Raw genomic sequence first — 23,434 nt, forward strand, 5'->3', positions numbered from 1 at the left:
GGTCAGAACCCGGCCCGGTCGTGCCGCGATTGGTGAGGTTTGCGCGACGTGCCAACATCACGCGATGCGAGTCGGAGGCGCTCCGGCTTCGCAAACGCGCTTGAGATGACCATGGTTGAAACCGACGACCTCGCCCTGCTCCAGGCCATCACGACGCAAGGGTTGCCGCTCGGCGATGCGATCAACGCCGCCGGTCGCTATACCGAGGCTGGCCAGGTGGCCATGGCCGAGCAGGTCTACAAGATCTGGATTCAGTTCAATCCCGAGCATCCGCAGCTTTTCATTGCCCTGTTCAACTGCGCGACCCTGCAGTCGAACATCGGCGGCGCTGATACGGCGATCGCCAATCTGGAGCGGGCCATCGCCCTGAATCCCGACTTCCTGCCGGCCTATATCAATCTGGGCGGATTGCAGGAGCGGGCCGGGGCGCTGGAAGCGGGGATTGCGACCTGGAACGCCGCCGCCACGCGTCCCCTGGCCATCACCGGCTCCAACGCCCATTACGTCTTCTCGGCCTACAAGCAGATGGCCCGCGCCCTGCTGGAGGCTCAGCAGACCGGCCGCGCCGAGACCGCCCTGTGGCGCTGCGCTGACCTTGATCCCACCCAGCTGGACACCATCGGCCAGCTGGTCGCCGCGCGGCTGGGCCAGTGCAAGTGGCCGCCGCTGGAGCCGTGGGAGCGAGTCGATCGTCGCGCCCTGCTCAAGGGGATCAACCCGCTGTCGGTGGCCGCCTATTCCGACGACCCGTTGCTGCAGCTGGGCGCCGCCGCCGCCTTCACCGACCGCGACGGCAGCTGCGCGCCCGAGGCCATCGTCGCCGAACGCCGCGACGCGCCCATCGACCTGACCGACCGTCGCCTGCGGGTGGGCTATGTGTCGTCCGACCTGCGCGACCACGCCGTCGGCTATCTGATGGCCGAGCTGTTCGAGTTGCACGACCGCGAGAAGGTCGAGGTGTTCGCCTATTACTGCGGCCCGCCGGCGACCGATCCCCTCAACGCCCGCACCCGAGTAGCGGTCGAGCACTATACCGACATCCGCGGCATGACCGACGAGCAGGCGGCCCGCACGATCGCCGACGACCAGATCGACATCCTTGTCGATGTGAACGGCCATACGCGCGACTCGCGCACCCCCGTTTTCGCCCGCCGCCCGGCCCCGATCCTGGTCAACTGGCTGGGCTATCCGGGCACCATGGGCAGCGCGTTCCACCACTACATCATCGGCGATCCGTGGATCACGCCGCCGGAACTCGAACATTTCTACTCCGAGGCTGTGCGGCGCATCCCCTGCTACCAGCCCAACGACCGCAAACGGATCGTGTCGGAGGCCCGGCCGAGCCGCGCCGACGCCGGCCTGCCCGAGGAGGCCTTTGTCTTTTGCTGTTTCAACGGCCCGCAGAAGATCACGCCCTTCACCTTCGGTCGCTGGATGGAGATCCTCAAGCGTACGCCCGGCAGCGTGCTGTGGCTGCTGGACAGCAATCCCGAAACCAATGCCCGTCTGCGCGAGCAGGCCCGCCTGCGCGGCGTTGAGAGCGAGCGCCTGATCTTCGCGCCCAAGCAGCCCAATCCAACACACATGGCCCGCTATCCGCTGGCCGACCTGTTCCTGGACACCGCGCCCTATGGCGCCCACACCACGGCCTCGGACGCCCTGTGGATGGCTGTACCGGTGCTGACCCTGTCGGGCCGGAGCTTCGCCTCGCGGGTGTGCGGCAGCCTGGTGCGTTCGGCGGGACTGCCTGAACTGGTCTGCGAGACGGCGGAAGACTATGTCGAGCGCGCCGTGGCCCTGGCGGGCGACCGCGACGCGACGCGCGCCCTGCACGAGCGGCTGGAGGCCAATCGCGCCACCAGCGTGCTGTTCGACATGGATCTGCTGGTGCGCAGCGTCGAGGACCTGTTCCAGGCGATGGCCGCCGAGTATCAGGCCGGCCAGCGGCCGACGCCGAACATCGCCAATCTGGACGCCTATCTGGAGATCGGCATCGGGCTGGACCGCGACGATCGCGAGATGCTGGTCGAGCGCGATTTCGAGAACCTGTACAAGGCGGCCCTGACCCGCCGCCATCTTGCGCGTCCGCAAGGCCCCGACGGCCGGTTCTGGACCGCCGAGGACATAGCCGCGGCCGAGGGCCGATGAGGACCCGCCGATGAACCGCCAGCACCTCGAAGCCTTGCGGCGCGAGGGTTACGCACCTCGGACGATGCTGGACGTCGGCGCGCATCTGGGCGAGTACACCCAGGCCTTTCTGGAGGTGTTTCCGGGCTGCCTGCCGACCCTGATCGAGCCCAACCCGCATTGTCGCGACAAGCTGCTGCGCCTTCCATTCGAGCGGCACGAGGTGGCGGCCTCGGATGTCGCAGGCAAGGGCGAGCTGTTCCTCAGCAAGACCTGGCTACAATCGACCGGCAGCTCGCTCTATCGTGAAAACACCGAATATTTCGACGACGAGACCGCGATCCGGCACGAGGTCGACAAGGCCCGGATCGACGACCTTCTGGCCGGCCGTCAGTTCGATTTCGTCAAGATCGACACCCAGGGCTCGGAAGTGGACGTGCTGGTCGGCGGCCAGGCGGTGTTGTCCAAGGCCGACTACATCCAGATCGAGGTGTCGCTGGTCGACTACAATATCGGCGGCGCCCGGGCCGAGGACATCTTCGCCAAGATGGCGCAGATGGGCTTCAAGTGCGCTGACGTGATGGAATTCAACCGGATGCCGCAGTTGCATGACAATGCGCTGCTGCAGATCGACGTGCTGTTCGAGCGCGCCGACCGGCTGCGCCGCCCTGAGACGTCGTCGTCCGGCGGCCGGCAGGCTGACGTGCTGGCCCTGGCCGAGCGGCTGTTCACCGAGGATCGTCCCGAAGACGCCCTGGTCCTGTTCGAGCACCTGCTGGGCGGGGCCCACGACTATGCGGCCTGGATTGGGGTGTCGCGCAGCCATCTGGCGGGCGGGCGGGTGCTTGAGGCGCTGCGAGCGCTGGTCAAGGCCCGGGCCCTGACGCCGGATATCCACGCCCTGTGGCCCCTGATCCAGCAGCAGACCTCTATGGGCTCCCAGGCCTTCAACCTGCATCTCAACCGCGGCGAGGTGGCCCTGGCCGAGCCCTATGCGTCGGTGATGGCCGAGCTGATGCCCGGCGGCGCCCAGATGGTCGGGGCGGCCATGGGCTGCAACCAGGCCCTGGGTCGCACGGAAGAGGCCCTGAACTTGGCCCGGCGACTGATCGTTCTGGACCCGGGCCATGTCGGGGCGCTGACCCTGCTGGCCGACCATGCGCGGGCGACAGGCGACCACGAGGCCGAGCTCCAGCGCCGGGCCGTGCTGGCGGTGTCGCCCGACAAGGACATCCATCCCCTGGTGCGCCTGCGCGACTTTCACGAGGCGATGAGCCTGCTGCTGTGCCGGCCGCTGTCGGACAGCGACCTGGCCCTGCTGGCCAACCTCGCGACCGAGGTTCCCAATGTCGCGGTGGGTGACCTGCTGTCTCACCCTGAATGGTCCGACTGGGTGCATCACTACCGGGCGCTGCTGGGCTCGCTGGATATCGAGGCGATCATCGGGCCGACCCCCGCGCCGCCGTCCGACCCGCCGGCCCGTTTCCTGACCGCGACGGGCCAAGCCCTGGACGCGGCCGGGCTGAAGGCCCTGGCCGACCGCCTGGACGTCCGGGCGGTGTTTTTCGCTGCGGCCGACGAGAAATATGTCGACCAGTACGGCCGGTGGTACGCCCTGTCGGTGCTGCGCCACAGTGACGTGTCCAGTCTGGTGGTGATCCACGTGATCGGCGGCGGCGACCGGCTGGCGCAGGCGGTCAAGTCGGTTGGCGTGACGGACGAGCGCCTGATCTTCGTCGGCGACGACTTCGATGCGGCGGCGGTGACCACCCGCTGCTATGACGCGCCGCCCAAGGGGCTGATCGCCCTGCCGGTGGCCCATTTTCAGTCAGTGCGCTTCCAGCGTCTGGGCGGCCTCCTGGAGACGCTGGGCCGGCCGATCTTCGTCTCCGACATCGACCTGCTGCTGCAACGCGGGGTCAGCGACCTGCTGGAGCAGTGGGCCATGGCCGACGTGGTCTTCAACGAGAACTGGAAGAACCTGGCCGCCGGCTCGCGGATCACCGCCAACCTGCTGCTGGTCAATCCGACCCCGAACGCGGCGCGGCTGTTCAATTTCCTGCGGGCCTATCTCGACGACCGGCTGGCGCGTGACGTCGTCACCCGCTGGATCGACCAGGTCGCCCTGCTGCTGGGTCGTCATCACCTGACGCGGCATGTTCCGGACGCGGTGCTGGGCTGTTTCGACACCACCACCGACATCAACAACATCATGTTCGAGAGCTATCAGGAGCACCCGTTCCGCTTCCTGTCGCTCTATCACGGCTTCGATACGTCGAGCCTGGAGAACGATCCGCGGGTGCTGGGGGCGGAGCCGGGCTGATCGTCACGGCCTTGGATGGCTATGGAGCCAGCCCCACCCGCGCCGTCATCGCCAGCCAGCCGTCGGCCGACCGCGCCCAAAGCTCGACCCCGCCGTCCACGCGCTTGCAGCAGGCCTCGAACGGCGCGCCGTCGAACAGCGGACGCACGGCTCTGAACGAGAAGCTTGTCACAGCCCGCCCCGGAGGCAAGGCCTCTAGCAGGCTCAGCGCGATCAGCGGTCCGTGGACGACCAGCCCCGGATAGCCCTCGACCTCGACTGCATAGGCCCGGTCATAGTGGATGCGATGGGCGTTGAAGGTCGCCGCCGAGAACCGCATCAGCATTGCCGCATCGGGCGTGATGGTCACGCGCCAGTCGGCGTCGTCGGGCGCGGCGACGGGGGAGGGCGCAGGCTCGCCCGGCGTCGGGGCGGGGCGATAGACGATGGTCTGGGTCTCGGCGATGCAGAGCGCTCCGCCCTGCGAGATCCGCCGCTCGACCTCGACGAAGGTCAGCGGACCGCTCTTGCCCGCCTTCTCGGAAATGGAGGCGACACGCTCGACCCACTCGGTCTCGACGCCGGCCAGGAGGGGCGCCGCGAACCGCATCTCGGCCGCCGCGAACATCCGGCGCGGGGCCGCGATTGGGGGCATGAACCCGCCACGCAGAGGATGGCCGTCGGGGCCGATCTGCGATTGGCGGGGCGTCTCGACAGCGCAGGCCCAGTGCCAGGCCGGCGGGACCTGCAGCGGCGGCTCGGGTCGGTCGAGCACCGCCGCCAGCCGCGCCAGATCACCGGGCGCCAGCACCTCGACCCTGCGGCGCTCGCGGCCGATCCAGTCGGTGATGTTGGCCATCAGTACGACCTCGGCAGGCCCAGTACGTGCTCGCCGACATAGGCCAGGATCATGTTCGTCGAGATCGGCGCCACCTGGTACAGCCGGGTCTCGCGGAACTTGCGCTCGACGTCATATTCCTCGGCGAATCCGAAGCCGCCGTGGGTCTGCAGACACATGTCGGCGGCGGCCCAGCTGGCTTCGGAGGCCAGCATCTTGGCGATATTGGCGTGCTCGCCGCAGGGCAGGCCGGCCTCATAGCGAGCGCAGGCGTCATAGACGGTCAGTCGCGCGGCGTGACCCTGGGCATAGGCGCGGGCGATCGGGAACTGCACGCCCTGGTTCTGGCCGATCGGACGGTTGAACACCCGCCGCTCATTGGCGTAGTCGCGGGCCTTGCCGATCAGCCAGGCGCTGTCGCCCAGGCACTCGGCGGCGATCAGGATGCGCTCGGCGTTCATGCCGTCGAGGATGTATTTGAAGCCCTTGCCCTCTTCGCCGATCAGGCTGTCGGCGGGAATGACCAGATTGTCGAAGAACACCTCGGTGGTGGCGTGGTTCAGCATGGTGGCGATCGGCTTGATCGTCAGCCCGTTCCCCTTGGCCGCGCGCATGTCGACCAGGAACACCGACAGGCCGTCGCTCTTCTTCTGGACCTGATCCTTGGGCGTGGTGCGGGCCAGCAGCACCATCAGGTCGGAATGTTCAGCGCGACTGGTCCACACCTTCTGGCCGTTGACCACATAGGTGTCGCCCTCGCGGCGGGCGAAGGTGCTGATCGAGGTGGTGTCGGTGCCGGCGGTGGGCTCTGTGACGCCGAAGGCCTGCAGCCGGATCGAGCCGTCGGCCACGGCCGGCAGCCACGTCTGCTTCTGCTGGGCTGATCCGTGCCGCAGCACCGTGCCCATGGTGTACATCTGGGCGTGCAGGGCCGCGGCGTTGCCGCCATTGGCGTGGACCTCTTCCAGGATGGTCGCCGCCGCCGTCAGGCCAAGGCCGCTGCCGCCATATTCCTCGGGGATCAGGACGCCCAGCAGGCCCGCCCGGGTCATCGCCTGGACGAAATCGGTCGGATAGGCCTTCTCGCGATCCAGGCCGCGCCAGTAACTGCCCGGAAAGTCGCGACACAGGGCGCGGACGGTGTCGCGCAGCGCCTGCAGCAGTTGAGGGTCGGTCGCCGTCGCGGCGGGAGGGGAGCTCATGGTGCAGCCTTGGGCAAATCCACGCGCGTCCGGATCGAACGCGCGTTTGAGTCCCAGCTTAGCGCCATTGCGCCAGACCGCGAGAGGCTTGAGGCAGGCGCCGCAGGGGCAGGCGCGCCTTAAATCAGGCGGCCTGCGCCCTGGCGGTCTCCCGAGCCTTGGCGAGAATACGTCCAAGGCCCTCCAGGATCGAGCGCTGGTCGATCTCGGCGTCCACCCGGCGGTGCAGGAGTTTCAGGCTGGCGACATGGACCGTGACGCCGGCCCTGGTGGTCGGGTCGTTCGGCAAGGCTTCGTCCAGCAGCTCGCATAGTGACCGCGCGGCGCGCTCGACCCCGCTGATCTCTTCGGCCAGCGAGAAGTTGATGATGTCGCTGGACAGGCGATAGAGGGTGGGCACGGCCTCAACCGAGAAGGGGTTGGACAGGCGCTCAAGCTCGATCAGCGCCTCGTCGATCGAGCCCAGCAAGGGTTCGCGCATGGTCTCGAGCGCCTGCTCGGCGCGCTCCAGGGCCTCGGCGGCATAGATACCGCCGGGCTGCTTCATGAGCTCGGCCAGGCGAGGTTTCATTCGGGTTCGTTTGACTTCGCTCACGCGGCTGTCCTCTGCGGTTTGACCAACTGGTCCAGTTCGGTTTGGCTGAGGTTGTCGTCGGCGGCCTGGCCGATCTCGGCGGCCTGGTCGTCGCGACGGCGACCGTCGGGATGCTCAACCGGCGGGCCAGCGTTCCGCCACCGCCGATCAGGTCCGACATAGACATCACATTCGATGAAGGCGCGGTCCGAGCGGGCGACCCAGAGAATGCGCTCCAGCAGAACCTGGGGCGATAGCGGTTTGGCCACCATGAAACTGGCGCCGCAATCGCGGGCGCGCACCACATCGCGCAGAGGCGTGTGGGCCGACACCAGGATCGCGGGCGTCTGGCGCAGGGTCTCGCTGCTCTGCCGCCTGAGCCAGGCGATCAGGTCGTAGCCGTCCACATCCTTGATCTGGGCGTCGGTGAAGATCAGGTCGACGGGACGGGCGCGTAATTCTTCCTGAGCCTCGCGGCCGGTGTTGACCCGCACTACGTTGCGCAGGCCAAACCCGGCCAGCACCGAGGCGAGGATGTCCTGCGCCTGGCTGTTGCTGTCGGCGATCAGCGCGCGCGCCTTTTCCAGGTTGATCAAGGTTGATGGCAGCATGGCGTGTCCCAAACTTGCCAAGATCAAAGCGCGGCTCGATTTAAGACATTGCCGAGAACTACAGTTAACGGCCGGCCAGTGGTCTCATTTTGGGTATTCGCTCCGGTGGATGACAATCCAAAGGCCGGCAATTCTGTGGATGTAGGATTTCTGCAGCGTTCGACTGTCAACTGTGACAAATCGTCAGATCAAGGTCATGTGAATCTTGCTGTGCTTTGTTCGTGCGGCGCGTCGGTTTGCGCCGCGAGCAAGCAGATATCCTGCGGTGTCCGGCCGGATCAGAGTGTCGTGCCTGGAGCGAAGTCTTTGGGCGAACCTGGCAAACGGCTGGCCGAGGTGAGCTCCACGTCAGAGGAACGGGTCAAGCTGTTCGCCGCGACCTTCGTGCCGTTTTGTGAGCGCTCGAAAATGAGGACGTGATTGCGCGCGACAGGATCGCCGGGGCCATGTCGGCCTGTGCCCAGCCCGATAAGGTTTTCAGCAGCGCGACCAGGTCTGTGTCGTCGATGTCGCTTATCCGGCCGATTGCGCCCGACTCGCCTGCACGGGCGACATCCGGCGCGCGTCGCGCCAGCGCAGGGCGAGGCTGGTCAGAAGCGCCAGGCTGACCACAAGCGCGGCAGGGCAGGCTGGGCAGTGACCCGCCAGAACCGAGATGTCCTGGGCGCTGCTGCAGATCGGACCCGCCATCAGGCGCGGCGCCGCCTGCCAGAGGGCCACGGCCCAACTGACCAGGGCCGCCACGGCCAGAGCGGTCTGGGGCTTGCCCCAGATGTGGACGGTAGGGAACGACATCGGCAACTCCGCAGGATGGCTCCCATGGTCATTCACAGCGCCAAGCGCCGCTTTGATACGGATCAAAGTGGGGTCGAACAAATCGTGGGAGGCAGGGCCAAGTTCGCTGAACGGAGTCCGAATGTCCGCCCCGTCTCTCCCTGATACAGGCCCGCCCGCAGGGTCGGCCGCGTTACTCGCCTTCGCGATCGTCGGCGCCTTTCTCGCCATCATGGGGGTGGGGCTCAGTCATGATCCGATCTTTCAGCTGCAGATGGGAACCTTTGCCCTGGCCGCAGTTCTGACGGCCTTCATGCTCAATGCCGGACTGGCGTCGGGCAGCCTGCGGGACGAGCCAGACCGCTACAGCGACAATGTGATCAAGGCCGGGGTCATCGCCACCATGTTCTGGTGTGCGGCGGGCCTCACGGTTGGGGTGCTGATTGCCGCCCAACTGTCCTGGCCGCGGATCTTCTACTTCCCTGAGCTTGGTTTTCTGAACTTCGGACGCCTGCGACCCCTGCACACCTCGGCGGTGATCTTCGCCTTTGGCGGCAACGCCCTGATCGCCACGTCGTTCTGGGTCGTGCAGCGCACCTGCAAGGCCCGGCTGGCCGGCGGCATCGCTCCGTGGTTCGTGTTCTGGGGCTATCAGCTGTTCATCGTCATGGCCGCCACCGGCTATCTGATGGGCGCGACCCAGGGCAAGGAATACGCCGAACCCGAATGGTACGTCGACATCTGGCTGACCATAGTCTGGGTGGCCTACCTGCTGGTCTTCCTGGGCACGCTCTGGAAGCGCAAGGAGCCGCATATCTATGTGGCCAACTGGTTCTACCTGGCCTTCATCGTCACCATCGCCCTGCTGCACCTGGTCAATAACGCCGGCGTTCCCGTCGGCCTGCTGAACCACAAGTCCTACGGCGTCTTCTCGGGCGTCCAGGACGCCCTGACCCAGTGGTGGTACGGGCACAACGCCGTCGGCTTCTTCCTGACCGCCGGCTTCCTGGCCATGATGTACTACTTCGTGCCCAAGCGTGTTCAGCGGCCGGTCTACAGCTATCGCCTGTCGATCGTGCACTTCTGGGCCCTGATCTTCATCTACATCTGGGCCGGCCCGCACCACCTGCACTACACGGCGCTGCCGCAGTGGGCCCAGACCCTGGGCATGACCTTCTCGATCATGCTGTGGATGCCGTCCTGGGGCGGCATGATCAACGGTCTGATGACCCTGTCGGGCGCGTGGGACAAGCTGCGCACCGACCCCGTGGTCCGGATGATGGTCGTCTCGATCGCCTTCTACGGCATGAGCACCTTCGAAGGCCCGGTGATGTCGATCCGCGCGGTCAACGCGCTCTCCCACTACACCGACTGGACCATCGGCCACGTGCACTCCGGCGCCCTGGGCTGGGTCGGCTTTATCAGCTTCGGCGCCATCTACTGCCTGGTGCCGTGGCTCTGGAAGAAGGCCGACATGTATTCGAACAAGCTGATCGAGTGGCACTTCTGGATCGCGACCACCGGGATCCTGCTCTACATCGCCGCGATGTGGGTGTCGGGCATCATGGAAGGCCTGATGTGGCGCGAATACACGCCCCAGGGGTTCCTGGCCTACAGCTTCATCGAGACGGTTTCCGCCAAGCACGTCGAGAACGTCATCCGCACCGTTGGCGGCCTGATGTACCTCGCCGGCGCCGTGATCATGATCGTCAACATCTGGCGCACGATCCGGATGCCGTCCCAAGCCGCGTCTGAACAGATGCAGCCCGCCCTCGCTCCTGCGATCGCCTGAGGTCCCCGATGTCACTCTGGAAACACCACGCCAAGTTCGAGCGGAACTCTCTGCTGCTCGTCGTCGGCATCCTCGTGGTCGTCTCGATCGGCGGCCTCGTGGAAATCGCCCCGCTGTTCTGGCTGCAAAGCACGATCGAGAAGGTGAACGGCATGCGTCCGTACACCCCGCTCGAGCTGGCCGGCCGCGACATCTATGTGCGTGAGGGCTGCTATCTCTGCCACTCGCAGATGATCCGCCCGCTGCGCGACGAGGTCGAGCGCTACGGTCACTACAGCCTCGCCGCCGAGAGCATGTACGACCACCCGTTCCAGTGGGGGTCCAAGCGTACGGGTCCCGATCTGGCCCGCGTGGGCGGCAAGTACTCCGACTCCTGGCACCGCGACCACATGACCGATCCGCGGTCGGTCGTGCCGGAGTCCGTCATGCCGCCCTACAAGTTCCTGGCCGAGAAGGAGCTGGATTACAGCGACATCGCCGACAAGATGAAGGCCCTGCACACGGTCGGCGTACCCTACACCAAGGACGCGATCGCCAACGCCAAGAAGGATCTCGAGGCCCAGGCCGACCCCTTCTCGACCGACGCGGTGGGCCTGCGCGGGCGTTACGGCGCCAAGGTGGTCAATCGCGACTTCGACGGCAATCCCGACAAGATCACCGAAATGGACGCCGCCATCGCCTATCTGCAGATGCTCGGCACGCTGGTCGATTTCAAATCCTACAAGGCTCAGGCTCCGGAGAACCAACGATGAGCGGGCTCTCCTACGAAACCGTGGCGCGCTTTTCCCAGCAGGCGGGGCTGATCTATTTCGGCCTGATCTTCCTGGCTGGCGTCGCCTACGCCCTGTGGCCTTCCAAGAAGGCGGAATTCCAGCATGCCGCGCGCATGCCGCTGGATGACGAGGAACTGCTCTGATGGCGTCCGAACGCGAAACCGACGACGTCACCGGCGTCGAAACCACTGGGCACGAGTGGGATGGCATCCGCGAGCTCGATAATCCCCTGCCGCGCTGGTGGCTGTGGACCTGGTACGGCTGCATCCTGATCGCGGTGGTCTACATGATCCTGATGCCCGCCTGGCCGGGCCTGCATGGTTACACCAAGGGCCTGCTGGGTCAGTCCGATCGGGTCAATGTGACCAGCGATCTCGCGGCCCTCGATGTTCATCGCGGCGCCGGCGCGACGATGATGCGCAAGGCCAGCCTTGAGCAGATCGAAAAGGACCCCCAGCTGCAGGCCTACGCCCAGCAGGTCGGCCAGTCCGTCTTCGGCGACAACTGCGCCACCTGCCACGGAATCGGCGGCACGGGCGGGACGGGTTATCCCAACCTGCGCGACGACGTCTGGCTTTGGGGCGGTACGCTGCAGGATATCCAGCACACCCTGCAGGTTGGCGTTCGCGCCGATCACGCCCAGACGCGCATGTCACAGATGCCGGCATTTGGTCGCGATGAACTGCTGACACCCGCGGTGATCAGCGACATGACCGAATATGTGGTCAAGCTGTCTGGCCGTCCCGCCGACACCGCTGCGGTCGCCCGCGCCGCGCCCGTCTACGTCACTCAGTGCGTTGCTTGCCACGGCGCGGACGGTCGCGGGATTCAGGCGCTCGGCGCCCCCAACCTGACGGACGCCGATTGGCTCTATGGGTCCGATCGCGCGGCCATCAGCGGGCAGATCTACGCCGGCAAGGGGGGCGTCATGCCCGCCTGGGGCGGTCGTCTGAGCCCGGAAACCATCAAGGCCCTGACAGTCTATGTTCACGCCAACGCGGGTGGTCAGTAGGGCCCATGCCCACCCTCATCGACAACACCCGTCCCAAGTCTGAAACCCGGGCGACGGTCTCGGCCGCCGCTCGGGCCAAGGGCAAGGGAGACGCCAAGGGCGGCCTCTACAAGCCGCGCGAGCCGATCTATCCCAAGCTGGTCCATGGCCGCTGGCGCACGATCAAGTGGGCGCTGCTGATCGTCACCCTGGCGGTCTACTACATCACGCCCTGGATCCGCTGGGCGCGTCCGGGGGACCTGCCGCAACAGGCGGTGCTGGTGGATTTCGCCGGCCGCCGCTTCTACTTCTTCGACATCCAGCTGTGGCCGCAGGAAGTCTATATCTTCACCGGCCTGCTGGTGATCTCGGCCCTGGCGCTGTTCCTGGTCACGGCCCTGTTTGGCCGGCTGTGGTGCGGCTATGCCTGTCCGCAGACCGTCTGGACCGACCTCTACATCGTGGTCGAGCGCCTGTTCGAGGGCGACCGCAACGCCCGCATGCGCCTGGACGCCCAGCCCCTGTCGTTCGACAAGGTCTGGCGCAAGACCGGCAAGCATCTGACCTGGTTGGGCATCGCTTTTGGCACCGGCGGGGCCTGGATCTTCTATTTCCATGACGCGCCGACCCTGATCCGCACCTTCTGGATCGGGCAGGGGGCGATGACGGCCTATGTCTCCTGCGCCCTGCTGACGGCGACCACCTATGTCTTCGCCGGCTGGATGCGCGAGCAGGTCTGCACCTACATGTGCCCCTGGCCCCGGATCCAGGGCGCCATGCTGGACGAGCACTCGCTGCAGGTGGCCTATCTGAGCGACCGCGGCGAACCGCGCGGAGCGCACAAGAAGGGCCAGTCCTGGGAAGGTCGGGGCGACTGCATCGACTGTCACCAGTGCGTCGTCGTGTGCCCCATGGGTATCGACATCCGCGACGGCAGCCAGCTGGAGTGCATCAACTGCGGCCTCTGCGTCGACGCCTGCGATGACATTCTCGGACGGCTGGGTCGTCCCACCGGCCTGATCGCCTATGACACCGACTCGGCCGTCGCCGCCCGCGCCTGCGGCCAGAAGGCGACCTACAAGCTGATCCGCCCCCGGACGATCTACTACGCCCTGGCCCTGACCCTGGTTTCGGGCCTGACGCTGTGGGCGTTGATTGATCGGCCCAAGGCCGACGTCCATGTCATCCGCGACCGCAACCCGATCTATGTGCGCATGCACGATGGCGCGGTGCGCGACGGCTATACCCTGAAGATCGCCAATCGCACCTTCGAGGACCGCCGTTTCGAGATCGCCTTCGCCGGTCTGGAGGGCGCGCGCCTCAGCCAGCCCGGACGCCCGCTGGGCTCCAGCGTGGGTGTCGATGTCCCTGCCGACGAGGTCGTGGCCGTGCGGGTGTTCGTCACCGGGCCGCCCGACGCCGAACGTCCGTCCAGCCTTCCGGGCCGCTTTGTCGTCCGCTCGGGCGACATCCAGACCGAGGCCAAGACCGTCTTCCTTTCCGGAGCCGCGAACCCGCAATGACCCAGGCCGCACCCTCTGCCGTCCCCCCCGCCAAGGGCGCGATCACCGGCTGGCACGTGCTGGCGGGGATGGTGCTGTTCTTTGCCGTCATCATCGCCGTGGACACCCTGTTCATCATCAAGGCCTATCGCAGCTTCTCGGGCGTGGTGGCGTCCAACCCCTATGAGGCCGGGCTGGCCTTCAACCGCACCCTGGCCCAGCGCCAGCGCGAAGAGGCCCTGGGCTGGACCGCCGTGATCGAGCGCCCCGAGCCGGGCGTCGTGGCCCTGAGGATGACCGACAAGGCCGGTCAGCCGCTCTCGGCCCTGTCGCTGACCGGGACCCTGGACCGACCGGCCACGGAAGTGGGACGCCAGATCCTGAACTTCAAACCGACGGGTGATGGCTGGTATCGCGCTGCTGCGCGGCTGGACGGCGCCTGGGATCTGCGCGCCACCGCCCGCACCGCCCAGGACCAGTTCGAGATCGAAAGCCGGCTGGTGAGCCCATGACCCCGGCCCTGGCCCTTCCGCGCGATCTGGAGGCCTTCGTCCGTCGCGACGCTGCGGGGAAGGGACGGCTGGAACTGCTGGTCGATGGCGCCCGCTGCGCCGCCTGTATCGGCAAGATCGAAAAGGCCGTCGGCGCCTTGCCCGGCGTGGAAGGCGCGCGCCTGAACCTTACGACCGGCAAGCTGGCTGTGGATCTCAGGGCCGTGTCGGCCAATCCCGACCGCGTGGTCGAGGTGGTCGAGGGACTGGGCTATCGCGCCTGTCTATACGATCCGACCGAGGCCGCCGCCGCCCAGGACCGCGAAGGCCGCGAGCTGGCCGTGGCCCTGGGCGTCGCCGGCTTCGGCGCGGGCAATGTGATGATGTTCACCGTCCCGGCCTGGGCGGGGCTGTTCGGGCAGGAGCTGAACGCCTCGACCCTGACGGTGATGTACTGGATGGCCGCCATCGTCGCCACGCCGTGCGCGCTGTTCGCCGGACGGCCGTTCTTCCGCTCGGCCTGGGCGTCGCTGCGGCGCGGCAAGGCCAATATGGACGTGCCGATCTCGATCGGCGTGATCCTGACGCTGATCGTCAGCTTCTCCGAGACGATCCTGGGCGGGCCGCACGCCTATTTCGACGCGGCGGTGACCCTGCTGTTCCTGCTGCTGATCGGGCGTTATCTGGATCACCGGCTGCGCAACACCGCGCGGTCGGCGGCGCGCGATCTTCTGGCGCTGCAGACGCCGTTCGCCGTGCGTCTGGCCGGTCCGCTGGAGCAGGGTGTGCCGATCGCCGATGTGCGGGTCGGCGACCGTCTGGTGGTCGCGCCCGGCCAGCGTATTCCCGTCGATGGCCGCGTCGAAAGCGGCGGTTCCGAGCTCGACAATGCGCTGATCACCGGCGAGACCGCCCTGGTCTCCGTCGCCGCCGGGGCCCGGGTTCACGCCGGCGCGCTGAACCTCAGCGGCCGCCTGATCATGGTGGCGACAGCCCGCAGCGAGGACTCCACCCTGGCGGCGATCGGCCGGCTGATGGAGGCCGGCGCCCAAAGCCGCTCCCGCTATGTGCGTCTGGCCGACAAGGCCGCCGCCCTCTATGTGCCCGTGGTCCACACCCTGGCCGCCCTGACCTTCGTCGGCGGCTGGGCGCTGGGCCTGGGTCCGCGCGAGGCGCTGCTGCGGGCCGCCGCCGTGCTGATCGTGACCTGCCCCTGCGCCCTGGGCCTGGCGGTGCCCGCCGTCCAGATCGCCGCCAGCAGCCGGCTCTTTCGCCGGGGCGTGCTGGTCAAGTCGGGAGCCGCGCTGGAGCGGCTGGCCGAGGTCGACCACGTGGTGTTCGACAAGACCGGCGTGCTGACCGAGGGCCAGCCCCGGCTGCTCAATGCACCGGCCCATCTGGTCGCCATGGCAGCTCCTCTGGCGCGCGGCTCACGTCATCCGCTGGCGCGGGCCATGGCTGCGGCCGCCGGTCCCGGCAGTGTCGCCGAAGACTGCGTCGAGACCCCCGGTCAGGGCGTCGAAGGGGTGATCGACGGTCGCCCTGCGCGGCTTGGCCGCGCCGCCTTTGTCGGACTGCAAAGCCAAGGCGCGCTTGAGACCGAGCTGTGGTTCGGCTTTGAGGGTGACGTGAAGATCCGTTTCGCGTTTGAGGATCAGCCTCGCGCCGATGCGGCGGCGACGATCGCCGGTCTGAAGGCTATGGGGCTGACGGTTGAAATCCTGTCCGGTGATCTGGCCGGGCCGGTGGAGCGGGTGGCCCGGGCCGTGGGCCTGGACGCCACGGAATGGCGCGCGGGCCTGACGCCCTTCGAGAAATCGGCGGCCATTGACGCGCTCAAGGCCTCTGGCCGGCGTGTCCTGATGGTCGGCGATGGCCTCAATGACGCTGCGGCCCTGGCGCGGGCTCACGCCTCGATGGCGCCGTCGGCGGCGGTCGACGCGGCCCAGAGCGCGGCCGATCTGGTGTTCACGGGGCAGGCCCTGTCGGTGGTGATCGACTCCATCGCGACGGCGCGCACGGCCCGGCGACGGGCGCTGGAGAACTTCGGTTTCTCGGCGCTGTACAATCTGGTCGCGGCCCCAGCGGCCATCGTCGGCCTGCTCAATCCGTTCATCGCCGCGCTGGCCATGTCGGGCTCGTCGATCATCGTCCTGCTCAACGCCCTGCGGCCCAGTACGGTCAGGATGCCCAAATGACCATCCTGATGTTCCTGGCCCCCGCATCGGTCGCCCTGGGCGCCCTGGGCCTGGCGGCCTTTCTGTGGACGATGCGATCGGGGCAGTACGACGACCCCAAGGGCGACGCCGAACGGATCCTGTACGACCATCTGGAAGACCTGCCGCCACCGCGCGGGGATTGATCCAGATCACGGCCGGCCGGCCACCGGCGTGGAAGAGTCACGGGCGACGCAAGGAGCCCTGATCATGACCGCCACGCTGACCAAAGACGCCGCCGCCGACCCCTTCGTCGCGCGCCGCCCGTCGGCGTTCGACGTTCGCGACAGCCGGGCCCCGCGCTACACCAGCTATCCGACCGCCCTGCAGTTCTCCGACGCCGTCGATGGCGACATCTATGGCCAGTGGCTGGGCGCCCTGAACCCCGCCGAGCGGGTGTCGCTGTACGTCCACGTGCCGTTCTGCGCGCGACTGTGCTGGTACTGCGGATGCCATACCCGCGTGGTCAAGAAGGCCAGCCTGATCAGCGACTATGTCGAGAACCTGATCGCGGAGATGGCGCTGGTGGAAGCGCGCCTGCCGGGGCGGCTGACCGCAGGCGCGCTGCATCTGGGCGGCGGCACGCCCAACATGCTGTCACGCGACGATCTGGTCCGGCTGTTTGGCGCCCTCAGGCACGTGTTCCGCTTCGCGCCGGGGATCGAGATCTCGGCCGAACTCGACCCGGCCACCCTGACGGAAGGCTGGGTGCGGGCGGCGGCCTTTCATGGCCTGACGCGCGCCAGCCTGGGCGTTCAGGATCTGGCCCCCCACGTCCAGGACGCCGTCAACCGCATCGAGCCCTTCGAGACCGTGGCGCGGGCGGTCGGCTGGCTGCGCGCCGCCGGCGTCGGCTCGATCAACCTGGACCTGATGTACGGCCTGCCGCGCCAGACCACGGCGGATGTGCGCTCGACCCTGGACGCGGTTCTGACCCTGCGGCCCGAGCGCATCGCCCTGTTCGGCTATGCGCACGTTCCGTGGGCCAAGCCCCATCAGCGCCTGCTGCCCGAGCATGAGCTTCCCGGTTCCGAGGCCCGGCTTGAGCAAAGCCAGTCGGCGGCCGAGCGGCTGGTCGGCGAAGGCTATGTCGCCATTGGCATCGACCACTTCGCCCTTCCGGACGATGCCCTGGCCATCAGCAAGGCTGACGGCGTGCTGCGCCGCAATTTCCAGGGCTATACGACCGATTCCTGTCCTACCCTGCTGGGCTTTGGAGCCTCGTCGATCGGCCGTCTCCCTCAGGGCTTTGTCCAGAACCTGCCGCCCGAAGTCGCTTGGCGCACCGCGATTACGGAGGGCCGTCTGCCGGTGGCCCGCGGCCTGGTGCTGACCGAAGATGACCGGCTGCGCGGCGACGTCATCGAGCGCCTGATGTGCGACTTCAGCGTCGATCTTGGCCAGGTCGCCCAGCGGCACGGGGTGGAGGCGTCAGTGTTTGCTGATGATCTGGTCGCCTTGCAGGGTCTCGTCCAGGACGGCCTGGCCGTGGTCCGCGACGGTGTCGTCGAGGTGACCCCGCACGGCCGCGCCTATGTGCGCCTCGTGGCCCAGGTGTTCGATCGTCGGTCGGCCAAGGGCGCGGGATTCTCCAAGGTCATCTAGGCGACCGGCCCGGGTCTGTCCCCACGCAGTTGGCCGGCCGCCCCGGACTGGGTGGCCGAGCCATCTGTCGCGGCGGCGCTTGACGCCGATCAATTTGCGCGGGCCCGGACAGGGCAAGCTTGCGGGCAGGGAGACTGTCGATGCCAACCCCATCTACTTCGCCGCTCGAGCGGCGCCATCTCGATCTGGGCGCGGACTATCTGCTGCGCTCGGTCGCGATCCTGGGCCGGTTGTTCGGTGGCGACGTTTCACGGGGGCTGATCTATCTGACCGCGCTTCAGGCCTCGTCCCAGCACCTGCGCAACGGCCAGGACCCGTGCCAGACCCAGCTGACCGACGACGACCAGCGCCGGCCTGTCAGCCTGTCGTCCATCGCGCGGTCTCTGAGCATGTCGGTTGAGACCACGCGGCGCCAGGTCCTGCGCCTCGAGCACGAAGGCCTGGTTGCCCGCACGGCCAACGGCGGCGTGATGGTCCGTTTCTCGAGCCTGGGCTGCGAGGCCCTGCGCGAGGCGCTGGCCGTGAACAGCATCAATGTTCAGCGCCTGGCCGGGGGCTTGCAGCGCCCGGCCGTCGAGGGGGTCATGCCGGGGAAACGCGCATGACGGTCCAGGCCGAAAGTCTCGTCGTCGGGCGGCGGAGGGCAGGCCCCGCAGTCCCGGCCCCGGCGCGGGCCGACGCCTTCGCCGGGCTGCTCCTCTTCGCCGATCTGGCTCCGGCTGACCGCGCGGCCCTGCTCGCGGCCGCCGCCATGCGCGCGTTCGACAAGGGCGAGGCGATCATCGACGGGGGCGCGGGCGACGCGCTGATCGTCCTGTGCAGGGGGGCAGCGGCCCTCAGTATCGATGAAGACGGTCGTCGCGCGGTGCTGGCGGTCGTCTCCGCCCCCCAGACGTTGAACCTGGCCTGCGTGATGGCGCAGTCCAGCCCCCTGGTGTCGTGGCGGGCGGCCGAGCGTTGCATGGTGATGTTCTTGCCCCGGGCGCTGTTCCTCAAGATGGTGGCGCGAGACGCGCGCCTGGCGGCCAACGCAGCTTTGGCGCTGGCCGGGGCCTATCAGGACATGGTCGCGACCGCCGCCGCCCAGCGCCTGAGGTGCGCCCAGCAACGCCTTGCGGACTATCTCCTGTCGCTGCCGTCCGTAGGGGATGACGAGACCGAGGTGCGGCTGCCTCATTCCAAGCATCTGCTGGCGTCGCTGCTGGGGATGACACCGGAAAACCTGTCGCGAACCCTGGTCGCGCTCGCGGCTCACGGCGTCACGGTGCAGGGCGCAGCTGTGCGGATCGCTGATCGCCAGAGGCTGCGCGACGCTGTGGGCTGGCTGGGCGCGGGCGGGGCGTCGGAGTCCTGAGGGCGGACACGGCGCGCGTCTGGTCTTTTCCACCGGAGCGGCGTACCCGGGGCCCTTGCAGGGCGCCAGCGGGCCGCGAGCGGAGGTGGGTTTGAAAAGTTTGCCGTTCGAGGCGCGGTTCGCAACCGCGCGGACGTCAGCGTTTCCCCCGAGGGGAAATTCCAAGTCATCGAAATTTAAGCGGAAAATGGTGGGCGCAGTAGGATTCGAACCTACGACCCGCTGATTAAGAGTCAGCTGCTCTACCAACTGAGCTATGCGCCCGCCCGGTCCGAAGCACTTGACTGCCCCGGCGGCGAGGCGCGGAACATACGCAAAGATTCCTGGAACGCAAGGGACTATTTTTTGGCCAGACGAGACATCAGCGGCGCGGTCGATTTCGCCTATCTGGAAGGGTTCGCCGCAGGCGATTCCGGAGTGGTCGACGAGGTGCTGGCCCTGTTCCGCGAACAGGCCGCCATGTGGACCCCCATGCTCGATCCGACCCATGCCGGCTGGCGCGATGCGGTCCACACCGTCAAGGGCGCAGCGCGGGGCGTGGGGGCGTTTTCGCTGGGCGATGTCTGTGAACGCTGCGAGGCGGGGCAGGATAGCCTGGAGGGCGTCAAGACGGCCCTGGACGCCGCGCTCATGGACGTCGCCGCCTATGCCCATGAGCAGATGCTGAAGTCGCTGAAGGGCTAGCTCTTCAATGGTCGCGACTTGGCCGGCAGGAACCGCGGGTTGCGCAGCAGCGCCGCGCTGACCAGCGTCACCAGCAGGCCGACCGGGAAGATCTCTGCGAAGGTCATCGGCATGCGCAGCAGCGGGTTACGGTACATCTCGACCATGCCCTGCATCTCCCTGGCCAGCTCGTCATAGGCCGCGCCGGTGACGCCGGCGGCGCGCCTGGCCTCCAGGGTGGTGGCCACATAGCGCTCCATGAAGGTGTAGTGGGTCAGCGCCAGATAGACTTCCCAGATCAGCACATAGGCCAGGCCGGCGATCACCGCGATGCCCAGGCCTACCTGAACGCCCCGCCAGAAGCCGATCACCCCGCCCAGGGTCTGGTCGCGATACTGCTTGATTCCCACCAGGATCGCCGAGAGCGCCACCAGCATGATCAGATAGCCCAGCCACACGTTCGAGTGCGGCGCGTCGCCATTCCACAGGATCGTGCCGATGATGCCGGCGATGGTCACAAGGCCGGCCACGAGGCCGTGGGTTAGGATGATGCGGAGCATGGCGAGCTGGTCTTTCGTGTTGTGATGAACAGACACCGAGCGTGCGGACTGGCGAAAGGCGGCGCCATCACCCGAAAGGGTGAAATCGACCTTCTCAGCCGTTTGGGCCTCATGGAATTAGCTGCAGGTCGCGGGCCTTGTGGATCGCCTGGGTGCGACGCTGGACATCTAGCTTGCCGAACAGGTTGGCCAGATGGGTCTTCACGGTGTTGGGCGACAGGCCCAGGGTTTTGGCGATTTCCTTGGTGGACTGACCCTCGGCCAGCCGTTCCAGCACCCGGACTTCCTGACCGGTCAGGCCAAGGGACTTCAGGGCGGCGGTGTTGCGCGAGAAGGCTTCCGGCGCGTGACGCGAGGCCAGCTTCCAGCCCACCCAGACGCCGCCCACGGCGAAGGCCGCGCCGATGACGGCGACATAGATCTCGCGTGAGAAGGCGCGCACCACGTACTGGTATTCCAGCCACTGCAGCGCGAAGGCGCCGGCGGTCAGCAGCAGCGCCCAGGGGATGATGGTGCGGATCATGGCGCGATGGTGCGCGATCCGCGCAAGGCGTCAACAGGGACGCCTCCGGGGGCCTTGGGGCGGGCGCATCGACGACCTAGATTGGGGCCTCAACAACTGGAGTCTTTTCCCATGCCCCCCAGCCCCTGGCATCATCAGCGCAACGCCAATGTCGCCGACGATATCGACTTCGACATCAAGGGGCAGGAGCTCCAGTTCCTCGAGATCGAGCTGGATCCGGGCGAGAGCGCCGTCGCCGAAGCCGGCGCCTTTGTCTGGAAAGACGCCAGCATCGAGATGACCACCGTGTTCGGCGACGGTGCGGGCGACCAGGGCGGCGGTTTCATGGGCAAGCTGCTGGGCGCCGGCAAGCGGCTGATCACCGGCGAGAGCCTGTTCACCACCGTCTTCACCCACACGGGCCAGGGCAAGGCGCGGGTGGCTTTCGCGTCGCCGACGCCCGGTTCAATCCTGCCGCTGAACCTGGGCCAGCTGGGTGGAACCCTGATCTGCCAGAAGGACAGCTTCCTGGCCGCCGCGCGCGGGGTTTCCATCGGCATCCACTTCCAGAAACGGATGATGACCGGCCTGTTCGGCGGCGAAGGCTTCATCATGCAGAAGCTGGAAGGCGACGGCTGGGTGTTCGTCCAGATGGGCGGAACCCTGGTCGAGCGCGAGCTGGCGCCCGGCGAAGAGCTGCACGTCGATACGGGCTGCCTGGCCGCCTACACGCCCGGTGTCGACTTCGACCTGGTGATGGCCGGCGGGGTCAAGAGCGTGCTGTTCGGCGGCGAGGGTCTGTTCTTCGCCCGCCTGCGGGGGCCGGGGAAGGTCTGGATCCAGTCGCTGCCGTTCTCGCGCCTGGCCGGCCGGATGATGCAGGCGGCGAGCGGGCAGGGCGGCAACCAGGGCGAAGGCTCGCTGCTGGGCGGCCTGGGCGGCCTGATCGGCGGCAACCGATAGGCCATTTCTTCTCCCTTCCCCCTTGATGGGGGAAGGGCGGGGTTGGGGGTGATGCGGTGGTGGATGTCGAGCGCCGCGCTATGCGGCCAGCTCAGAAGTCACCCCCATCCCCAACCCTTCCCCCATCAAGGGGGAAGGGGGCTCCTGCCTCAGCCCTTGGTCTTGTCCCAGCTGTCGTACTCATAGGCGATGCAGCGGTCGATCAGGGTGCGCCACACCGGCTCGGCGATGGATTCGGACAGGCCGGTCTCACGGGCCGCAGCCTTGACCTTGGTCACCACGTCCTCGATCCGAGCGCGGTCGAAGACCTTGGAGCGGTCGGCCTTGATGCGGGCGGCGGCGGCCATGTAGCCCTGACGCTCGGTCAGCAGCGCCACCAGGGCGCGATCCAGGGCGTCGACGCCCTGACGCACGTCAAGCATGGTCTGGCAGTCGTCGGGAACCTGTCGTTCGCCGACCTCGATGTTCGTCTTGACCATGTAGCCCTAGATACCCGCGCCGTTGTCCATCGTGAGAAGGGCCGCCTCGTGCGCGGCGGCCTCGTCCTTGAGCCAGGTGACGAAGGCCTTCACCTGAGGCAGTCGTCCCTTGGCCTTGGGATGGACGACGTAATAGGCAAAGTCGACGGCCGTGGCCATCTCGAAGGGGATCACCAGGCGTCCGGCGTCCAGATCGGCCTGGGCCAGGGTGCGCTTGGCCAGGGCCACGCCGCGGCCGTTGGCGGCGGCTTCGATCACCATGCTGGACTGGTTGAAGCGCGGGCCGCGCGAGCCGTCGATGCTGCGCAGGCCGCGCGCCGCCAGCCACATGGCCCAGTCGGGGCAGCTGTCGTCGGCGTCGGGCGAGCCGTCGTGCAGCAGGATGTGGTGTGAGAGATCCTCGGGCGCGGACAGCGGATTTTCGGCCAGCAGGGCGGGGCTGACGACCGGCACCACGGTCTCGCTGAGCAGGCGGATGACTTCCAGGCCGGGATAGCGGCCCGAGCCGTAGCGAATCGCCAGGTCGACCTCGCCAGCCGCGAAATCGACGACTTCCATGCCGGCCGACAGCCAGACATCGACCTGGGGCTGGGCCTGCTCGAACTTGCCCAGGCGCGGCACCAGCCACTTGGCGGCGAAGGACGGGGCGGCGGTCAGGGTCAGGCGGCGGCCGTCGACGGCGGCGGTCAGAAGCGAGGCGGCCTCGGCCAGGCGGTCGAAGGCCTCGCGCAGGGCGGGCAGGGCGGTCTGGGCCGCGTCGGTCAGCAGCAGGCCCTTGGGCGTGCGCTTGAACAGGGCCGCGCCGACATAGTCTTCCAGGTTCTGGATCTGCTGGCTGACGGCCCCGGGGGTCACTGACAGCTCGTCAGCGGCGCGGCTGAAGTTCAGATGGCGCGCAGCGGCCTCGAACGCGCGGAGGGCGTTCAGCGGCGGCAAGCGACGGCGCTCGTTCTGTCTTTCCATGAGTTTTACTGAACGCCTCGGCAGAAGTCCTTGTTTGCGAATTGGACCGCCCGCGACCAGTTTGCAAGGGCTCGCTGGCGGAATGGCCCTTTTCGCTGGCTGGCGCGCGCGGGGCCGTTCTCAGGAACGGCCCCGTCTTGCATTCCAGGGTT

Annotated in this window: 24 protein-coding genes and 1 tRNA gene; 15 read left to right on the forward strand and 10 right to left on the reverse strand. The window is 67.5% G+C overall.

All coding sequences use genetic code 11. The annotated features are described in order from the left end of the window. Window positions 1–111: 111 nt before the first annotated feature. Window positions 112–2,148 (forward strand): N-acetylglucosamine transferase, encoded by a 2,037-nt coding sequence (locus ACN2C7_RS07280; protein WP_419320788.1) that lies wholly within the window; start codon window positions 112–114, stop codon window positions 2,146–2,148. A gap of 10 nt (window positions 2,149–2,158) precedes the next feature. Further along, a complete protein-coding gene (locus tag ACN2C7_RS07285; protein ID WP_419320789.1) occupies window positions 2,159–4,450 on the forward strand; it encodes an FkbM family methyltransferase in 2,292 nt (763 codons plus the stop codon). Window positions 4,451–4,469: 19 nt separating this feature from the next. On the opposite strand, the gene ACN2C7_RS07290 is transcribed toward ACN2C7_RS07285, so the two are convergent. The 5 genes from ACN2C7_RS07290 to ACN2C7_RS07310 form a co-directional block, all read right to left on the reverse strand. Next, window positions 4,470–5,288 carry an FAS1-like dehydratase domain-containing protein gene (locus ACN2C7_RS07290; protein WP_419320790.1) on the reverse strand — a complete coding sequence of 273 codons (819 nt, stop codon included), beginning with the start codon at window positions 5,286–5,288 and terminating at the stop codon, window positions 4,470–4,472. Continuing rightward, window positions 5,288–6,469 carry an acyl-CoA dehydrogenase family protein gene (locus ACN2C7_RS07295; RefSeq protein ID WP_419320792.1) on the reverse strand — a complete coding sequence of 394 codons (1,182 nt, stop codon included), beginning with the start codon at window positions 6,467–6,469 and terminating at the stop codon, window positions 5,288–5,290. The genes ACN2C7_RS07290 and ACN2C7_RS07295 overlap by 1 nt, the downstream gene beginning before the upstream one ends. A gap of 124 nt (window positions 6,470–6,593) precedes the next feature. After that, complete coding sequence (locus ACN2C7_RS07300) at window positions 6,594–7,040, reverse strand: hypothetical protein (protein ID WP_419320793.1); 447 nt, start codon at window positions 7,038–7,040, stop codon at window positions 6,594–6,596. A 20-nt stretch (window positions 7,041–7,060) separates the two neighbouring features. Further along, window positions 7,061–7,654 (reverse strand): response regulator, encoded by a 594-nt coding sequence (locus ACN2C7_RS07305; protein ID WP_419320794.1) that lies wholly within the window; start codon window positions 7,652–7,654, stop codon window positions 7,061–7,063. A gap of 513 nt (window positions 7,655–8,167) precedes the next feature. Continuing rightward, the gene (locus ACN2C7_RS07310) at window positions 8,168–8,449 is read right to left on the reverse strand and encodes a hypothetical protein (protein ID WP_419320796.1); all 282 of its coding nucleotides are present in this window, start codon (window positions 8,447–8,449) and stop codon (window positions 8,168–8,170) included. 121 nt (window positions 8,450–8,570) lie between these two features. Between ACN2C7_RS07310 and ccoN the strand changes: the two genes are divergently transcribed. The 11 genes from ccoN to ACN2C7_RS07365 all read left to right on the forward strand — a co-directional run bounded on the left by ccoN (window position 8,571) and on the right by ACN2C7_RS07365 (window position 19,152). After that, window positions 8,571–10,220 carry a cytochrome-c oxidase, cbb3-type subunit I gene (gene ccoN, locus ACN2C7_RS07315; RefSeq protein ID WP_419320797.1) on the forward strand — a complete coding sequence of 550 codons (1,650 nt, stop codon included), beginning with the start codon at window positions 8,571–8,573 and terminating at the stop codon, window positions 10,218–10,220. 8 nt (window positions 10,221–10,228) lie between these two features. Beyond that, on the forward strand, window positions 10,229–10,972 hold the full coding sequence (gene ccoO / locus ACN2C7_RS07320; protein WP_419320799.1) for a cytochrome-c oxidase, cbb3-type subunit II: 744 nt from the start codon (window positions 10,229–10,231) through the stop codon (window positions 10,970–10,972). After that, the gene (locus tag ACN2C7_RS07325) at window positions 10,969–11,136 is read left to right on the forward strand and encodes a cbb3-type cytochrome c oxidase subunit 3 (protein ID WP_419251980.1); all 168 of its coding nucleotides are present in this window, start codon (window positions 10,969–10,971) and stop codon (window positions 11,134–11,136) included. Before ccoO ends, ACN2C7_RS07325 begins: the two co-directional genes overlap by 4 nt. After that, entirely contained in the window at window positions 11,136–12,005 is an 870-nt protein-coding gene (gene ccoP / locus ACN2C7_RS07330; protein WP_419320801.1) for a cytochrome-c oxidase, cbb3-type subunit III, read from the forward strand. The genes ACN2C7_RS07325 and ccoP overlap by 1 nt, the downstream gene beginning before the upstream one ends. Before the next feature lie 5 nt (window positions 12,006–12,010). Then, window positions 12,011–13,507 (forward strand): cytochrome c oxidase accessory protein CcoG, encoded by a 1,497-nt coding sequence (gene ccoG / locus ACN2C7_RS07335; RefSeq protein ID WP_419320803.1) that lies wholly within the window; start codon window positions 12,011–12,013, stop codon window positions 13,505–13,507. Then, the gene (locus tag ACN2C7_RS07340) at window positions 13,504–13,998 is read left to right on the forward strand and encodes a FixH family protein (RefSeq protein ID WP_419320805.1); all 495 of its coding nucleotides are present in this window, start codon (window positions 13,504–13,506) and stop codon (window positions 13,996–13,998) included. The genes ccoG and ACN2C7_RS07340 overlap by 4 nt, the downstream gene beginning before the upstream one ends. Further along, window positions 13,995–16,175: a heavy metal translocating P-type ATPase gene (locus ACN2C7_RS07345; protein WP_419320807.1), complete on the forward strand. Its 2,181-nt coding sequence runs from the start codon at window positions 13,995–13,997 to the stop codon at window positions 16,173–16,175. Before ACN2C7_RS07340 ends, ACN2C7_RS07345 begins: the two co-directional genes overlap by 4 nt. After that, window positions 16,172–16,339 carry a cbb3-type cytochrome oxidase assembly protein CcoS gene (gene ccoS / locus ACN2C7_RS07350; protein ID WP_419251975.1) on the forward strand — a complete coding sequence of 56 codons (168 nt, stop codon included), beginning with the start codon at window positions 16,172–16,174 and terminating at the stop codon, window positions 16,337–16,339. Before ACN2C7_RS07345 ends, ccoS begins: the two co-directional genes overlap by 4 nt. Window positions 16,340–16,403: 64 nt before the next feature. Then, on the forward strand, window positions 16,404–17,798 hold the full coding sequence (gene hemN, locus ACN2C7_RS07355) for an oxygen-independent coproporphyrinogen III oxidase (RefSeq protein ID WP_419320808.1): 1,395 nt from the start codon (window positions 16,404–16,406) through the stop codon (window positions 17,796–17,798). Between the two features lie 140 nt (window positions 17,799–17,938). Beyond that, window positions 17,939–18,403: a hypothetical protein gene (locus ACN2C7_RS07360; RefSeq protein ID WP_419320810.1), complete on the forward strand. Its 465-nt coding sequence runs from the start codon at window positions 17,939–17,941 to the stop codon at window positions 18,401–18,403. Further along, complete coding sequence (locus ACN2C7_RS07365; RefSeq protein WP_419320812.1) at window positions 18,400–19,152, forward strand: helix-turn-helix domain-containing protein; 753 nt, start codon at window positions 18,400–18,402, stop codon at window positions 19,150–19,152. Before ACN2C7_RS07360 ends, ACN2C7_RS07365 begins: the two co-directional genes overlap by 4 nt. Window positions 19,153–19,340: 188 nt before the next feature. On the opposite strand, the gene ACN2C7_RS07370 is transcribed toward ACN2C7_RS07365, so the two are convergent. Continuing rightward, a tRNA-Lys gene (locus tag ACN2C7_RS07370) sits at window positions 19,341–19,416 on the reverse strand. An 81-nt stretch (window positions 19,417–19,497) separates the two neighbouring features. Between ACN2C7_RS07370 and ACN2C7_RS07375 the strand changes: the two genes are divergently transcribed. Next, window positions 19,498–19,836: an Hpt domain-containing protein gene (locus tag ACN2C7_RS07375; RefSeq protein WP_419320814.1), complete on the forward strand. Its 339-nt coding sequence runs from the start codon at window positions 19,498–19,500 to the stop codon at window positions 19,834–19,836. Here the strand turns inward: ACN2C7_RS07375 and ACN2C7_RS07380 are convergent. Both ACN2C7_RS07380 and ACN2C7_RS07385 read right to left on the reverse strand, forming a co-directional pair. Beyond that, window positions 19,833–20,375, reverse strand: coding sequence for a DUF4199 domain-containing protein (locus ACN2C7_RS07380; RefSeq protein ID WP_419320815.1), 543 nt, complete (start codon window positions 20,373–20,375; stop codon window positions 19,833–19,835). The two genes, ACN2C7_RS07375 and ACN2C7_RS07380, sit on opposite strands and share 4 nt — an antisense overlap. A gap of 109 nt (window positions 20,376–20,484) precedes the next feature. Then, on the reverse strand, window positions 20,485–20,898 hold the full coding sequence (locus ACN2C7_RS07385) for a response regulator transcription factor (RefSeq protein WP_419320817.1): 414 nt from the start codon (window positions 20,896–20,898) through the stop codon (window positions 20,485–20,487). Window positions 20,899–20,994: 96 nt separating this feature from the next. Here ACN2C7_RS07385 and ACN2C7_RS07390 point away from each other — a divergent pair, with 96 nt between their 5' ends. Further along, a complete protein-coding gene (locus ACN2C7_RS07390; protein ID WP_419321427.1) occupies window positions 20,995–21,840 on the forward strand; it encodes a TIGR00266 family protein in 846 nt (281 codons plus the stop codon). Window positions 21,841–21,989: 149 nt separating this feature from the next. On the opposite strand, the gene ACN2C7_RS07395 is transcribed toward ACN2C7_RS07390, so the two are convergent. Then, window positions 21,990–22,319, reverse strand: a complete 330-nt coding sequence (locus tag ACN2C7_RS07395; protein ID WP_419320819.1) for a chorismate mutase — start codon at window positions 22,317–22,319, stop codon at window positions 21,990–21,992. A gap of 6 nt (window positions 22,320–22,325) precedes the next feature. Then, complete coding sequence (gene gcvA, locus ACN2C7_RS07400) at window positions 22,326–23,282, reverse strand: transcriptional regulator GcvA (RefSeq protein WP_419320821.1); 957 nt, start codon at window positions 23,280–23,282, stop codon at window positions 22,326–22,328. Window positions 23,283–23,434 lie beyond the last annotated feature (152 nt).

The organism is Caulobacter sp. ErkDOM-E, assembly GCF_048541895.1.
In the GTDB taxonomy this organism is placed as follows: domain Bacteria; phylum Pseudomonadota; class Alphaproteobacteria; order Caulobacterales; family Caulobacteraceae; genus Caulobacter.